At 59.1% G+C, this 14,777-nt stretch carries 16 protein-coding genes; 15 read left to right on the forward strand and 1 reads right to left on the reverse strand.

Going from position 1 to position 14,777, the window contains the following annotated elements; genetic code table 11:
• Positions 1-2: 2 nt before the first annotated feature.
• The 14 genes from P2R09_RS03065 to P2R09_RS03130 all read left to right on the forward strand — a co-directional run bounded on the left by P2R09_RS03065 (position 3) and on the right by P2R09_RS03130 (position 11,861).
• On the forward strand, positions 3-566 hold the full coding sequence (locus P2R09_RS03065) for a hypothetical protein (protein ID WP_275766995.1): 564 nt from the start codon (positions 3-5) through the stop codon (positions 564-566).
• Positions 563-1,882 carry an AMP-binding protein gene (locus P2R09_RS03070; RefSeq protein ID WP_275766997.1) on the forward strand — a complete coding sequence of 440 codons (1,320 nt, stop codon included), beginning with the start codon at positions 563-565 and terminating at the stop codon, positions 1,880-1,882. Before P2R09_RS03065 ends, P2R09_RS03070 begins: the two co-directional genes overlap by 4 nt.
• Positions 1,869-2,216 carry a hydroxymyristoyl-ACP dehydratase gene (locus P2R09_RS03075; protein ID WP_275766999.1) on the forward strand — a complete coding sequence of 116 codons (348 nt, stop codon included), beginning with the start codon at positions 1,869-1,871 and terminating at the stop codon, positions 2,214-2,216. Before P2R09_RS03070 ends, P2R09_RS03075 begins: the two co-directional genes overlap by 14 nt.
• Positions 2,210-3,919 carry a glycosyltransferase family 2 protein gene (locus tag P2R09_RS03080; protein ID WP_275767001.1) on the forward strand — a complete coding sequence of 570 codons (1,710 nt, stop codon included), beginning with the start codon at positions 2,210-2,212 and terminating at the stop codon, positions 3,917-3,919. Before P2R09_RS03075 ends, P2R09_RS03080 begins: the two co-directional genes overlap by 7 nt.
• Complete coding sequence (locus P2R09_RS03085; protein WP_003849946.1) at positions 3,912-4,325, forward strand: thioesterase family protein; 414 nt, start codon at positions 3,912-3,914, stop codon at positions 4,323-4,325. The genes P2R09_RS03080 and P2R09_RS03085 overlap by 8 nt, the downstream gene beginning before the upstream one ends.
• Entirely contained in the window at positions 4,319-4,927 is a 609-nt protein-coding gene (locus P2R09_RS03090) for an outer membrane lipoprotein carrier protein LolA (protein WP_275767004.1), read from the forward strand. The genes P2R09_RS03085 and P2R09_RS03090 overlap by 7 nt, the downstream gene beginning before the upstream one ends.
• A complete protein-coding gene (locus P2R09_RS03095; RefSeq protein WP_275767006.1) occupies positions 4,914-7,220 on the forward strand; it encodes an MMPL family transporter in 2,307 nt (768 codons plus the stop codon). Before P2R09_RS03090 ends, P2R09_RS03095 begins: the two co-directional genes overlap by 14 nt.
• Positions 7,217-7,789 (forward strand): DUF3261 domain-containing protein, encoded by a 573-nt coding sequence (locus P2R09_RS03100; RefSeq protein ID WP_275767008.1) that lies wholly within the window; start codon positions 7,217-7,219, stop codon positions 7,787-7,789. Before P2R09_RS03095 ends, P2R09_RS03100 begins: the two co-directional genes overlap by 4 nt.
• A complete protein-coding gene (locus P2R09_RS03105) occupies positions 7,786-8,946 on the forward strand; it encodes a beta-ketoacyl-[acyl-carrier-protein] synthase family protein (RefSeq protein WP_275767010.1) in 1,161 nt (386 codons plus the stop codon). The genes P2R09_RS03100 and P2R09_RS03105 overlap by 4 nt, the downstream gene beginning before the upstream one ends.
• Entirely contained in the window at positions 8,936-9,412 is a 477-nt protein-coding gene (locus tag P2R09_RS03110; protein WP_275767012.1) for a hotdog family protein, read from the forward strand. Before P2R09_RS03105 ends, P2R09_RS03110 begins: the two co-directional genes overlap by 11 nt.
• The gene (locus P2R09_RS03115; protein WP_275767014.1) at positions 9,409-10,140 is read left to right on the forward strand and encodes a 3-ketoacyl-ACP reductase FabG2; all 732 of its coding nucleotides are present in this window, start codon (positions 9,409-9,411) and stop codon (positions 10,138-10,140) included. The genes P2R09_RS03110 and P2R09_RS03115 overlap by 4 nt, the downstream gene beginning before the upstream one ends.
• The gene (locus P2R09_RS03120) at positions 10,137-11,372 is read left to right on the forward strand and encodes a beta-ketoacyl-ACP synthase (RefSeq protein ID WP_275767016.1); all 1,236 of its coding nucleotides are present in this window, start codon (positions 10,137-10,139) and stop codon (positions 11,370-11,372) included. Before P2R09_RS03115 ends, P2R09_RS03120 begins: the two co-directional genes overlap by 4 nt.
• A 132-nt stretch (positions 11,373-11,504) precedes the next feature.
• On the forward strand, positions 11,505-11,648 hold the full coding sequence (locus P2R09_RS03125) for a hypothetical protein (RefSeq protein ID WP_003849938.1): 144 nt from the start codon (positions 11,505-11,507) through the stop codon (positions 11,646-11,648).
• A 39-nt stretch (positions 11,649-11,687) separates the two neighbouring features.
• Positions 11,688-11,861 carry a hypothetical protein gene (locus P2R09_RS03130; protein ID WP_003849936.1) on the forward strand — a complete coding sequence of 58 codons (174 nt, stop codon included), beginning with the start codon at positions 11,688-11,690 and terminating at the stop codon, positions 11,859-11,861.
• Here P2R09_RS03130 and P2R09_RS03135 read toward each other — a convergent pair whose 3' ends face one another.
• A complete protein-coding gene (locus tag P2R09_RS03135; RefSeq protein WP_078804269.1) occupies positions 11,862-13,019 on the reverse strand; it encodes a beta-glucosidase in 1,158 nt (385 codons plus the stop codon).
• A gap of 155 nt (positions 13,020-13,174) precedes the next feature.
• Here P2R09_RS03135 and P2R09_RS03140 point away from each other — a divergent pair, with 155 nt between their 5' ends.
• Complete coding sequence (locus P2R09_RS03140; protein WP_275767030.1) at positions 13,175-14,635, forward strand: phospholipase D family protein; 1,461 nt, start codon at positions 13,175-13,177, stop codon at positions 14,633-14,635.
• Positions 14,636-14,777 lie beyond the last annotated feature (142 nt).

A 14,777-nucleotide genomic window follows, 5' to 3' on the forward strand; every position in this document is an offset into this window, starting at 1 on the left:
TCGTGCCTGCTGCTACGCTTCGCCTGCTCAATCTGCTTACGCTGCTGGCCTGGCCCTTGCTGGTCTGGCTGGCGCTGACCCAGCCGCGCTGGCAGGGACTCTTCTGGCTGCTGGCGCTGCTGTTTGGCCTGCGCTGGCTGCAACTGCGTCGTCAGCAGAACGCGCTGGGCGCAGTCATGGGCTGGCTGGCGCTGCTCGGCGCACTGCTCTGTATCAGCAGCCAGCTGTTACGCGCTCAGCATCTGTTGCTGTGGTATCCGGTGGCGGTCAATCTGGCGATGCTGCTGGTGTTCGGTACTTCACTCTGGAGCGCGATGCCGCTGGTGGAGCGTATTGCCCGGCTGCGTGAGCCAGAACTTCCTGCCGCCGCAGTGCCTTACACCCGTCGCGTCACGCAGATCTGGTGCCTGTTTTTTATCGGCAACGGCAGCATGGCTTTCTATACCTGTCTGCAGGACGATCTGCGGCTCTGGACGCTGTGGAACGGTGGCATCAGCTACCTGTTGATCGGCGTGCTGATGGGCGCTGAGTGGCTGGTTCGTCAGCGTGTGAGGCGAAAAGCATGAGCGTGGCAGAGTGGCTGACAGGCGCCGATCGTGAAGTCGCCTGGCGAGGCGATCAACCCTTGATGCTCGGCGCGATGCGTCGTCAGGTGCAGGCACTTAGCCTGCGCTTAGCGGCACAGCCGGGCACGCACTGGGCGCTCTGTTTTGACGACAGTTATCGTTTCTGTGTGGCGCTGCTGGCCTGCTGGTATGCCGGTAAAACGCCGGTGATGCCGGGTCATAGCCGCGCCGCGCTGCTGGATGAGATGCAGGATCAGCTGGATGGCGTGCTATGCGACATGCCGCTGGCGGTCAGCCTGCCGCTGCTGACGTGGGATGAGGCAGAAGCCCAGGGCCAGCTGCCGCCACTGCCTGCGAGCTCAGCGCTGATACTCTTTACCTCGGGGTCCACCGGCGCACCGCGTCAGGTGGTGAAGTCACTGACGGTGATGGAGCAGGAGAGCCGCTGGCTCAGCGCTCTGTGGGGCGAACAGCTGCAAGGCTGTCGTGTGATTGCCTCCGTCAGCCATCAGCATCTTTACGGTTTATCGTTCCGACTTTTCCTGCCAATGACGCTCAGGCTGCCGTTTTCCGCTCAGCCGCTGTTCTACGGCGAGCAGCTGGCCCAGCTCCCGCGCGACTGTCGCTATGCTTTTATCAGCAGCCCGGCTTTTTTATCGCGGCTGGACAGTACGCTCGACGCGCCCGGTTGTGAACTGATTGTCTCTGCCGGTGGCACCCTGCGCGGGCCGGATGCAGAACAGGCCTGGCAGCGCTTTGGCTGCCCGGTCAGTGAAATCTACGGTAGCACCGAAACCGGCATTCTGGCCTGGCGTCAGTGCGATCGGGCCGATGCACCGTGGCGAAGTTTTTCTGGCGTCAGGCTTGAGCAGGTGACGCCAGAACGCTGGCAGGTCTGGTCGCCGCTGATTGCGGGTGATAACGGCCTTGCGCTGGACGACCGCCTGAATATGCAGCCGGATGGCGGATTTCAGCTGGCAGGACGTCACGATCGCATCGTGAAAATTGGAGACAAGCGCATCTCATTAAGCGAGATAGAGCGCCGACTGACCGATCTGCCGGAAATCGACGATGCCGTGGCGCTGGTGGTCACGCGTCATGATCGTCAGGCAATTGGCGTCGTGCTGTCGCTCACCAGCACGTTGGATGAAGCGGCTCTGCACCAGCACAGACAGCAATGGAAACGCCAGCTGCAGTGCTGGCTGGAACCGCTGGCGATGCCGCGCTACTGGCGGATTGTTGCCACCATTCCGGTTACCCCCCAAAGTAAACGCGCCTGGCCGCAAATAGAGGAACTTTTTCATGTTGCCGATTGAACGAAGCCGGGAGTTGCAGGCTGACAGCGCCACGCTGATTCTGCAGGTTGAAGCCGGACTGTTCTGGTTCCAGGGCCACTTTCAGACGCTGCCTATTCTGCCTGGCGTGGCTCAACTGGACTGGGTGATGCACTACGGCGTGTCACTGCTCGCGCCGGGTAAGCAGTTTGCCGCCATTGAAAACATCAAATTTCAGCAGCCGGTGCTACCTGACTCACTTCTGCAACTGCGTCTTGACTGGGATGCTGAAAAGTCGCGCCTGAGTTTCCGTTACAGCCTGCTCAGTCACGACGGCGAGCAGAGCGCCAGCATCGGGAAGATCGCGCTGTGCTAACCCTGCCGTTTACGCCTTGCGTAGTGATCCCGTGTTACAACCATGGTGCGATGATGGCATCGGTACTGGCTCGGCTGGCACCGTTTAATCTGCCGGTTATCGTCGTGGATGATGGCAGCGACACGGCGACTCAGCTTCAGCTGGCGACGCTGTACGGCCCAGAGCTCACTGTGCTGCGATTCGACAGCAATCAGGGTAAAGGTGCGGCGGTGATTCATGGTCTGCGCGCTGCGGCGGCACGCGGATTCACCCATGCCGTGCAGCTTGATGCGGACGGTCAGCATCAGGCGGAAGATCTGCCGCTGATGCTGGCGGAAGCTGAGCGCTATCCCGACGCGCTGATCTCCGGACAGCCGATTTATGACGATTCGATCCCTAAATCACGTCTTTACGGTCGCTATATCACGCACTTCTGGGTCTGGATTGAAACGCTGTCGCTGTCGATCCGCGACAGCATGTGCGGTTTTCGTGTCTATCCGCTGGCCGCCACGCTGGCGCTGTGCGATCGCCGTGCCATCGGTCAGCGCATGGATTTCGATACTGAGATCATGGTGCGGCTCTACTGGCAGGGCATACGCAGTCGCTTTATCCCGACCCGCGTCACCTATCCCGCCAGCGGGCTGTCGCACTTCGATGCGCTCTATGACAATCTGCGCATCTCCTGGATGCATACCCGTCTGTTCTTCGGCATGCTGCCGCGCATCCCGCGTCTGCTGGCGATGCGTAACGCGCCAGCACACTGGTCTGTGGAAACGGAGCGGCGCGGACAGTGGGGATTACGTTTTATGCTTTCGGTGTATCGCTATGGCGGGCGGCTGCCCTTTACGCTGCTGCTCTGGCCGGTCGTCGCGGTCTACTGGCTGAGCGGTCAGCGCGCGCGAAGCGCTTCACGGCAATGGCTGGCGCAGGTCACCGCCGCCGCACAGCAGCGGCAGGTTGCATTACCGCCACGGCTTAACAGCTACCGCCATTTTCTGCGCTTCGCCGGGGCGATGCTGGATAAAGTCGCCAGCTGGCGCGGGGATTTGCACTGGGGACGGGATATCGATTTCGCGCCGGGCGCAGAAGCGATAATCCGCGCACCCACACCCCAGGGCAAGCTGATCCTGGCCTCCCATCTTGGCGACATTGAAGCCTGTCGCGCGATGGCGCAGCAGGTCAGCGGACTGGTGATTAATGCACTGGTATTTACCGACAATGCCCGGCGCTTTCGGGCGGTACTGGAAACTATCGCCCCGCAGGCGGGGGTCAATCTGATGCCGGTCAGTGATATCGGGCCGGAGACAGCAATCCTGCTGCAACAGAAGCTTGATGCGGGCGAATGGGTGGCGATTGTCGGGGATCGTACGGCGGTCAATCCCCAACGCGGCGGCGAGCGTCGGGTCATCTGGAGCGATTTTCTGGGCCGGGCAGCACCGTTTCCGCAGGGGCCGTTTGTGCTGGCGGCAGCATTACGCTGTCCGGTGCTGCTCATGTTTGCCCTGCGGCAACAGGGTAAACTGCTTATCCACTGTGAGCCGTTTGCCGATCCGCTGCTGCTGCCCCGTGCACAACGTCAGCAGGCGCTGCAACAGGCGGTCGATCGCTATGCGCAACGGCTGGCGCATTATGCGCTGCTGGCCCCGCTGGACTGGTTCAACTTTTTCGATTTCTGGACGTTGCCTGAGCACCAGGCACACCACAAGGAGTCTGACCATGACTGAACATCATGCTGAAGTCGTGCTGACCGTCTCATTCCACGACTGTGATCCCATGGGTGTGGTCTGGCACGGTAACTATTTCCGCTTCTTCGAAGTGGCACGCGAAGCTCTGCTGCGCAGCATCAATTACAGTTATGCCGAGATGGCTGCCAGTGGCTACGTCTGGCCGGTAGTCGATACCCGGGTTAAATATCGCCATCCCCTGCGCTGTGAAGAGACGATTCGCGTCAGTGCCCGGATTACAGAATATGAGAACCGCCTGCGCATCGACTATGAGGTGCGAAACGCGGCCGATCAGATCACCACTAAAGCGCATACGCTGCAGGTTGCGGTGGAGCAGGAGAGTCAGGCGCTGTGCTTTGTTTCGCCCGATATTTTACTGGAACGTTTAGGAGTAAAAGGATGCTGAAAATAGTGCTTGCCGGCCTGCTATTGTGGGCCAGTGCCGCCAGCGCAGTCACACTGGATCAGCTGCAGCAGCGTTTTGCCAGCCAGCCGGTGATCCGGGCCGACTTTACCCAGACGCGCACCATTTCAGGTATGCGTCAGCCGCTGGTGTCGCACGGTCAAATGCTGATCGCCCGTGAGCAGGGGTTATGGTGGCATCAGCAGACGCCGTTTGTGATGACACTGCTGCTGGATGATAAGCGCATGGTACAAAGCCTTAACGGCCAGAAGCCCCAGGTGATCACCGCTGACAGCAATCCGCAGATGTTCCAGTTCAATCATTTGCTGCGGGCGCTGTTCCAGGCTGACCAGAAGGTGCTTAACGAAAATTTCAGCGTGGCCTTCAGCGATCGTGGCAACGGCGCCTGGACGCTGGACCTGACGCCCAAAGCTGCGCCACTCAACAAAATCTTCAACCGTATCTCGCTGGCGGGTAATACCTTCCTGGACAGCATCAACCTGGATGATAAGCAGGGCGATAAAACCCAGATTCAGCTCAGTAACACCCGCATAGAACCGCCGCAGTTAAGCGACGAGGAGCAAGCACGTTTTGCCGGGCCGTAACGATCGGCTGCTGGCGATCCTGTGGCTGGCCATCTGTCTGCTGCTGGCGGCGGCGCTCGCTTTTCTGTTGCCGCGCAGCCAGCTCAACAGCAGCGTGCTGGCTTTGCTGCCGCAACAGAATCTGGGCGCGGCACCGCCTGCGCTACAGCAGGCTTTTATGCAGCGGCTGGATCGCCAGATGGTGTGGCTGGTTTCACCCGGTGAGCAGGACGATCCGCAGGTCGCTGCCTGGTGGCTGGCGCAGTTGCGTGCGCTGCCTGACCTGATGCATGTGCAGGGCGATCTTGATGCACAGCAGCAGCAGCAGTGGGGCCGTTTCGCCTGGCAACACCGCAATGGTCTGCTTGATGAGGCGACACGCAGCCGCTTGGAGAACGGGGGTGAAGCGCAGGCGGACTGGCTGCTGGCGCAGCTTTTTTCAGCCTTCTCTGGCGTCAGCAGCAGAGAGTTGCAGGGCGATCCTTTGATGCTGGTGCGCGGTTCACAGCTGGCACTGGCTCAGAATGCCGGGCGTATGACGCTGCATGATGGCTGGCTGACCGTAAAAGACGAGCAGGGTAAGCAATGGTATTTTCTGCATGGCGAACTGGCGAACAATGCTTTCAGTATGCAGCAGAGTCATGCGCTGGTGACCCGGCTTAGCGCGCTGGAGCAGCAGCTTAAAAGCCGCTGGCCGCAGGCGAAACTGCTGACGCGGGGTACTGTCCTGTTCAGCGACAACGCCAGCCAGCGTGCGCAGCACGATGTTAAAACTCTGGGGAGTGTAACGCTGGGTGGCGTCGTCCTGCTGGTGCTGCTGGTCTTCCGATCACTGCGTCCATTGCTGCTGACGGTGACGTCTGTGGCGGTTGGCGCGATGGCAGGCACAGTGGTGACGCTGCTTTGCTTCGGTGAGCTGCATCTGATGACGCTGGTGATGAGTCTGAGTATTGTCGGCATCTCGGCGGATTACACGCTCTATTATCTCACTGAGCGTATGGTTCACGGCGAACAGCAGTCACCGTGGGAGAGCCTGCGCAAAGTCCGCGGTACGCTGCTACTGGCGCTTGCGACCACCGCGATTGCCTGGCTGCTGATGCTGCTCGCGCCATTTCCCGGACTGCGTCAGCTGGCGGTGTTTGCCGCCAGCGGATTAACCGCGTCCTGTCTGACGGTAATTCTGATGACGCCGTGGCTGGTACGTGGATTACCGGTGCGCCCTGTGCCGCTGATGGTGCCGCTGGCGCGCTGGCTTGCCGCCTGGCGTCGCCAGCGCGGATTGCGTGTCGGATTACCCGTATTGATGGCCATCTTCGCCCTGACCGGGATCGCTCAATTAAAGATAGATGATGATATTGCGCATCTGCAAAGTGCCCCGGCACAGTTGCTGGAACAGGATCGCCAGCTCGCTACTCTAACCGGTCAGCGTGCCGATCAGACCTGGTTTGTGGTCTGGGGCGATGACGCGCAGCAGACGCTGCAGCGGCTGGAAAAACTGGCACCGGATCTTCATCAGGCACAGCAGCAGGGCTGGCTGCAACATTATCGTCTGCTGCCGCTGAAGTCGCTGGCACAGCAACAGCAGGATCTGCAGCTGCTGAAACAGGCCGTTCCGACGATTACGGCCCGCCTGCAGCAGGCGGGAATTGCCCTTGCCGCGCCAGATCTGACGCCAATGCCGGTAACACCCGATGCCTGGCTGTCGGGTCCGCTGAGTGAGGGCTGGCGTCTGCTGTGGCTGACGCTGCCGGACGGGCAGAGCGGCGTTCTGATCCCCACCAGCGGCGTAAAAAACAGCGCCGCACTCGCAGAGCTGGCTAAGCAGCATCCTGGCGTCAGCTGGATCGATCGCAAGGCGAGTTACGATGCGCTGTTCAGCTTCTGGCGCACCTTGCTTGGCGGATTACTGGCACTGGCGCTGCTGCTGATCACCCTGAGTTTTGTACTGCGGCTGGGATTAAAGGCGGGCTTACGCAGCGCGCTGCCGTCGCTGCTGTCGCTGGCGATGGCGCTGGCAACGCTGGGCTGGATCGGCGCATCGCTGAACCTGTTTGCACTGCTGGCGCTGATTCTGGTGCTGGGGATCGGCATTAACTACACGCTCTTTTTCAGCAACCCACAGGGTACACCATTGACCTCATTGCTGGCGGTATCGCTGGCGATGATCACCACCTTACTGACGCTGGGCATGCTGGTATTCAGCAGCACCAGCGCGATTGCCAGTTTTGGCACCGTATTATGCAGCGGCATCTTCAGCGCTTTCCTGCTGTCACCGCTGGCGATGCGACCCACCCGATCAAGGAGTAAACGATGATCCGCGCCGCCTGTATTCTGCTGATGGCTTTGCTGCTCAGCGCCTGTGCCGGACCTGCACCCGATAGCAGCCGTCCCACCGCCTGGCTCAAACCGGGCGTGAAGGTGACGCTGCCGCCGCCAGGCATCCGTCCCGCCTTTCAACAGCAGCAGTTGCTGACCGGCCAGGTTAAAGGTCAGAGTCAGTCACTGCTGGTGCTGCTCAGTGCTGATGAACAGCAAATTGATCTGGCGGGGCTCTCTTCGGTGGGTATTCGACTCTTCAGTCTGCGCTATGATGCCAGCGGTATTCATACCCAGCAGTTGATGCCGCTGCCGCAGATGCCGCCCGCGAGTCAGGTACTGGCAGACATCATGCTCAGCTACTGGCCGCTGGATGCCTGGCAAAAACAGCTGCCACCAGGCTGGAAGCTGCAGGATAAGGGATTAAAGCGCCAGCTAAGGGATGCCGATAATCAGCTGGTAACGGAGATTGATTATCTGCAACGGGGTAATCAGCGCCAGCCAGTCAGCATTCGGCAGCATGCCTTTGGCTATCAGATCCGCATTCAACATCTGGACGCCTCATGATTTATATCTCTGCTATCGGCATGCTGAATGCCCTGGGAAATGACAGCCAGCAGATCGCGGCCAGCCTGAAAAAAGGTGAAGCACCCGGCATGCAGTTGCGTCATGGCTGGCTTAGCGGCGATCGCGCCTGTTGGCTTGGCAGAGTTGAAGGTGAGCTACCAGCGATTCCTGCTGTCCTTAGCGCGCATAACACCCGCAACAACCAGCTGCTGCTGGCCGCGCTGATACAAATCCGTCCGACGCTTGACGCGGCGATTGCACGCTATGGAGCCAGCAGAGTGGCAATCGTACTGGGGACCAGCACCTCGGGGGTGGATGAGGGGGATCAGCAGATTTGCGGCGGCCAGCCCGATTATCACTACCAGATGCAGGAGCTTGGCGATCCGTCACGTTTTCTGGCGCACTACCTGCAGCTGGATGGCCCGGCCTATACCATTTCTACCGCCTGCTCTTCCAGCGCCCGCGCCATTATCAGTGGTGAGCGGCTGATCGCGGCAGGGCTGGCGGATGTCGCGCTGGTGGGCGGTGCAGACTCGCTGAGTCGGATGCCGATCAACGGCTTCGACAGTCTGGAATCGCTCTCTGAGCGCCGCTGCGCGCCGTTCAGCCGCGAGCGTGACGGCATCTCGATTGGCGAAGGAGCCGCGCTGATGCTGCTGACGCGGGAACCGCAGCCGCTGGCGCTGTTGGGTGCAGGTGAATCTTCTGACGCCTGGCACATGTCTGCGCCCCATCCTCAGGGCGAAGGCGCTGAACGGGCGATGCGAATGGCGCTGCTACAGGCGAATCTGTTGCCGCAGCAGGTGGGTTATATCAATCTGCATGGTACCGCCACGCCGCTGAACGATCAGATGGAAGCCGCCGTGATTCATCGTCTGTTTGGCAATGCGGTGCCATGCAGCTCAACCAAACATCTGACCGGCCATACGCTCGGCGCGGCGGGTGTGTGCGAAGCTGCGCTCAGCGCGTTGATCCTGCAAAACAATCTGCCGCTGCCTGCGCAGGATTTTAGCGCGGCAGCGCAGGATGAGACGCTGCCGGATTGCGGATTGCTGTTACAGCCACAGGCGCTGCAACGGCCGGTCATCGCCTCTAATTCATTCGCCTTTGGTGGCAACAACACCTGCCTGATTCTGGGACGCCTTGATGGACATTAATTCTCCCGCGGCACTCTGGCTGCCGCATGCTGCACCGATGTTGCTGCTTGATCAGCTGATTGCCGTTGATGAAGAGCACGTTCACTGTCAGGTATCGACCAGTGCCGATGGCGTACTGGCGCCGTTTCTGACGCCACAGGGCGAACTGCCTGCCTGGTTTGGCGTCGAGATGATGGCTCAAACCGTGGGCGTCTGGTCGGGCTGGCATGCAAAGCAGGGTGGCGCAACCCTTATCCCGCCCGGCATGCTGCTGGGTGGACGCGGCTGGCGGGCAGATCAGCCGTACTTTCACGCGAACGTCACGCTGGACATCAGAATGACGTTGCTGATGCGCGATGACCGTATGGGCAGCTTTGAGGGCGATATTTGTTACGGCCCGCAACGGCTTGCCAGCGGTCGTCTCAACACCTGGCAACCCAATGAAACAGAGTTAAAGCAATTAATGTCACAAGGAAATCAGCCATGACAAAGTCGGTATTAGTCACGGGCGCCAGTAAAGGCATTGGCCGCGCGATTGCGCTGCGTCTCGCCCAGGATGGCTATCAGGTTATCGTTCATTTTAACCGCGACCGCGCGGGGGCTGAGCAGTGCCTGCAGCAGATCGAATCTGCAGGCGGCAGTGGTCGTGTGCTGGGATTTGATGTGGCTGACCGGGCAGCCACCCGTGCCGCGCTGGAAGCGGATATTGCGCAACACGGGGCCTACTATGGCGTGGTGAGCAATGCTGGTATCACCCGTGATGCAGCGTTTCCCGCCCTGACGGATGAGGAGTGGGACAGTGTAATCCACACCAACCTCGGCAGCTTTTACAACGTTATCCAGCCCTGCGTGATGCCGATGATCGGCCTGCGCCGCGGTGGCCGCATTATTACCCTCTCTTCGGTCTCCGGAATGATGGGCAATCGCGGTCAGGTCAACTATAGCGCGGCGAAAGCGGGCATTATCGGGGCTACCAAGGCGCTGGCGATTGAGCTGGCTAAACGTAAAATCACCGTTAACTGCATCGCGCCCGGTCTGATCGATACCGGCATGGAGGGGCTCGAGCCTCAGGTGATCGAAGAAGCGATGAAGATCGTGCCGATGAAGCGCATGGGCGCGGCTGACGAAGTCGCCGGACTGGCGAGCTATCTGATGTCCGATATCGCCGGTTACGTAACGCGTCAGGTGATTTCAATTAATGGAGGCATGCTGTGATCCAGCGGGTGGTCGTAACCGGTATGGGCGGCGTAACTGCCTTTGGTGAATCCTGGGCTGAGGTTTCGGCGCGTATTCGTGCCGGGCGCAACGCGGTACGCTTTATGCCGGAGTGGCAGATCTATGACGGACTGCATACCCTCCTCGGCGCGCCCGTGGATAACTTTGAACTGCCTGCGCATTATACCCGCAAGCGTATCCGCGCCATGGGCCGCGTTTCGCTGCTGGCAACGCGTGCGACCGAACTGGCGCTGACCCAGGCAGGGCTGATTGACCATCCGGTGCTGACCAGCGGAGAGACGGGCATCGCCTACGGCTCCTCTACCGGCAGCACCGGGCCGGTCAGCGAGTTCGCCACCATGCTGACCGAAAAGCACACCAACAATATTACCGGCACGACGTACGTGCAGATGATGCCGCATACCACCGCCGTGAATGCCGGGCTCTTTTTCGGCCTGCGCGGCCGGGTGATCCCGACCTCCAGCGCCTGTACGTCAGGCAGCCAGGCCATTGGCTATGCCTGGGAGGCGATTCGTCATGGATATCAGACGGTGATGGTGGCGGGTGGTGCGGAGGAGCTCTGTCCGTCGGAAGCGGCGGTGTTCGATACCCTCTTTGCAACCAGCCAGCGCAATGATGCACCGCACACCACCCCAGCGCCTTTTGATCAGCAACGCGATGGCCTGGTGATAGGCGAAGGGGCCGGCACGTTGATCCTGGAGTCGCTGGATCATGCCCTGGCGCGTGGTGCCACAATTTATGCTGAAATCACGGGCTTCCACACCAACTGCGATGCCGCCCATATCACGCAGCCGCAGCGGGAAACCATGCAGATCTGCATTAAGCGGGCATTGCAGAGCGCCGGTATTACCGCATCAGAAGTCGGTTATGTGAATGCGCACGGCACAGCCACTGAGCGGGGTGATAGGGCAGAAAGTCTGGCGACGGCGGCGGTGTTTGGCGAGTCAACGCCGATCTCCTCTCTGAAATCCTATTTTGGCCATACGCTGGGTGCCTGCGGGGCGCTGGAAGCCTGGATGAGCATTGAGATGATGCGGGAAGGGTGGTTTGCGCCCACGCTTAACCTGACGCAACCGGCCGCTGATGGCGGTCAGCTGGATTACATCATGGGTGAGCCGCGAGAGATTGAAACCGACTATATCCAGAGCAACAATTTTGCCTTTGGTGGCATTAACACATCTCTGATCTTCAGACGCTGGCGCGGCGTCTGATATCCGGTCCGTGCGGTACTGGCACGGGCCAGTTTATTTTCCGAACGAAAAAACCGGACGATAAACAACCTTTCATTTACACTGTCACTCACCGCATTACACCCTGCGGCCCCTATTTTCCACAGGATAGTTATGTCTTTGCCCTTGCCACCCGACGATCACGATGAGCCAATTCGCCAGTCACTTGACGATGCGCACTTTGCGATAGTGGTGCTTGCGGTGACCTCGGTAACGCTTATAATCTTTGTCCTGATAGTTACGCTCTGGATGAGCTGACACGCCCAGGGATTCGTCGGATGGCATAAGGAGAAGGCGATGGACTCCGGAGATGACAAATTAATCGCAATTATCGGTTTGCTGGCGGCCTGCCTGATCGGGGTCACTTTCCTGTTTACCATGGTCTGGCTGACCGACGTTCGTCATCCTGCCGATCCCTCTCTTGATGTTCGCTCCTGTTACCCGAAGAACCATCCTTCTCAGCATGCCTGATTATGCGTTACGTGTGGTGAACTTAATCTGCTGACTGCGCAGAACCAGCGCCAGCGCTTCATGCAGCTTGCGGTTGCCATTAGGATCAGCTAATCCCAGCAGCGGACCTGGTGAACGCCGGTCGTCAGCCCAGGCGGGATACTCCACTACCGGATAGAGCGAAATGCCCTCCACTGCAATGCCGTGATCCAGCGCCACCGCCACGTTTTCACTGATCTCCTGCAGCCAGGGCGCGCGCGCGTCACCCTCTGCGCCGGTTTCGGCAATTAACATCGGGCGCTGGTAGCGTTGCCAGCACTGCGCCAGCAAAATGTGCAGTGGAGTTCGCGCCGGATCCTCCAGTGACATCGGCTGGTCGGGGAAAAACCAGTGGTTATCGGGATAGTAGTTCAGGCCCAGGATATCCAGGCAATCTTCACTGCCGCCTAACTCTTTATCAACGCGGCCGGCCAGCATATCCCAGGCCTCAAACTGCGCCTGATGCTGCGCATCCGCGTAAGGTTTGCTGTCTGGATTATCGGGATGATGGGCAATCTGTACCAGCGGATCGGTCAGTACAAAACGTGCTTCCGGATAGACTTCGCGAATGGCGTGAATCGCTGCCAGCGAGGCACGGACCAGCTGTCGCTTCAGTTCTTTACCGCGATTAGCGGCATGGGGATTGAACCAGGCCACATCGGCTCCAGCCCATGACCAGAATGAAATTTGATTTACCGGCGTAAAGAAGGGGCGTTCGATGCCCTGATCGCGCATCAGTTGTGCCATCGCACGGGCGAAACGACTAAAATGCTCAACAAATTCGGCTTTCCAGATATTAAGATGATCGGGATAACCAAAGTGCGCCAGCTCCCAGATGATCTCCATCTGCTGACGCTGCGAAGCTTCTATCATCGGCAGAAAACTTTGCCAGTCATACTGGCCGGGGATCTTTTCAATCAGATGCCAGCGTGCACCGTCACGGGCGGTGAGCAGATGCTGTTCAGTCAGGGCAGCATAATCTTTTTCCAGCAGCATATCGTGGCCACTGCTGAAAACCATATCGAGCCGTTTACCCGGTGTACGGCAGGCGGTGGAGCAGGGAAAACTGCCCTGAAAAAAGCTGCGAAACAGGCTGGGATGGTAGCGCTGGCGGGCATCTGTAAGGGATTGATGAGACATATTCCTCTCCTGCCGGGTTAATGCCGGTCACAGATCGTCCGATTAAGTCTAGACTAAAAAACGCCCATAACTGCGCACGCATTCGGAACAGAGGTATGGTGTCAGAGGGCGGGCCGGGGAATAATAAAAATAACTGCATTTTACAGGGAATTGTCATGACCGAAGCGTTTGAGCTCTCCCAGTCATCGGAACGTACCAGCTGGCTGGAAACGCAGCTGGAGCCAGAGTGTCAGCGTCATCCGGGAATGAGCGGTGTCCATCAGCTGAGCGACGGGCTGGATGCCTTTGCCGCGCGCTATCTGCTGATGCAAAAAGCGGAACGTTCACTCGATATTCAGTACTACATCTGGCAAAACGATCTGTCGGGACGGTTGCTGTTCAGCGCGGTGCTGGAGGCGGCCCGTCGTGGCGTGAAAGTGCGGCTGCTGCTGGATGACAATAATACGCCGGGCCTGGACGATACGCTCGCCCAGCTTAATCGCCATCCCAACATTGAAGTGCGGCTGTTTAATCCCTTCTCGTTTCGTACCCTGCGCGCACTGGGATATCTCACTGACTTTGCCCGTCTGAATCGCCGCATGCACAACAAGAGCTTTACCGTGGATGGTGTCACGACTGTGGTTGGCGGGCGTAATATCGGCGACGAATATTTCGGCACCGGCAATGAACCGTTGTTTGCCGATCTGGACGTGATGGCGATAGGTCCGGTGGTGAAAGAAGTCGCAGAGGATTTTGAGCGTTACTGGCGCAGTAAGCCGGTATCAAAGCTGCAGCAGGTGCTGGATGAAGAGGAATCCGAAGAGGACAGTGTGAGCCTGCCAGCAGAATGGCGTCATAGTGAACCGGTACAGCGTTACCTTCAGCGGCTGGAAAATTCGTCACTGCTACAGGAGCTGGAAGAGGGCACGCTGGCCCTGACCTGGGCGAAAGCGCGACTGCTCAGTGATGATCCGCGTAAAGGACTGGGTAAAGCACGCGCCAGAAGCCTGCTGCCGCAGCGGATGCTGGAGGTGATTGGTACGCCCCAGGAGCAGTTCGACATCATCTCTGCCTATTTTGTGCCGACACGCGCTGGCGTCGCTCAGTTGCTGGCGCTGAAGCGCAAAGGGGTAAAAATTGCCATTCTGACCAACTCGCTGGCGGCCAACGATGTCTCGATTGTCCATGCCGGCTATGCTAAGTGGCGCAAAAAACTGCTGCGTCACGGCATCGCGCTCTATGAACTTAAACCACAGGCGGGCGTGCCTGATGCCCCGCACGACCGGGGATTAACCGGTAACTCGGGCTCCAGCCTGCATGCCAAAACCTTTTCGGTGGATCAACAGACGCTGTTTATCGGTTCGTTTAACTTCGATCCGCGTTCAGCAGTGTTGAATACCGAGATGGGGCTGGTCATTGAGAGTGCGGCGCTGGCCGCAGAGACGCATCAGCGTTTCAGCCACTCGATGCGCGATCGGGCATGGACGCTTCGGCTGGATAAGTGGGGAAGGGTTAACTGGCTGGAGTATCCGGATGAGCCGCAGCAGATTGTGCATAAACACGAGCCGGGTTGCTCGTGGTGGCAACGTCTTCAGGTAAGGCTGGTGTGGCGACTGCCGATTGAGTGGTTGCTGTAAGCCAGGCTCTTCACCGCAGTTTACACCCAAAACCACAGATTGCTTATCACAGACGACTCCTGGGCGTAAAGCGATGGGAGTCTGTGCCCGTAGCAAAGCAGCGCGGGCCATGGACAAGAACGCTTGGAGCGTTTTTGAACAA

The sequence above is a fragment of the Pantoea sp. Cr_R13 genome, assembly GCF_029222565.1.
GTDB classification, from domain to species: domain Bacteria; phylum Pseudomonadota; class Gammaproteobacteria; order Enterobacterales; family Enterobacteriaceae; genus Pantoea; species Pantoea eucalypti.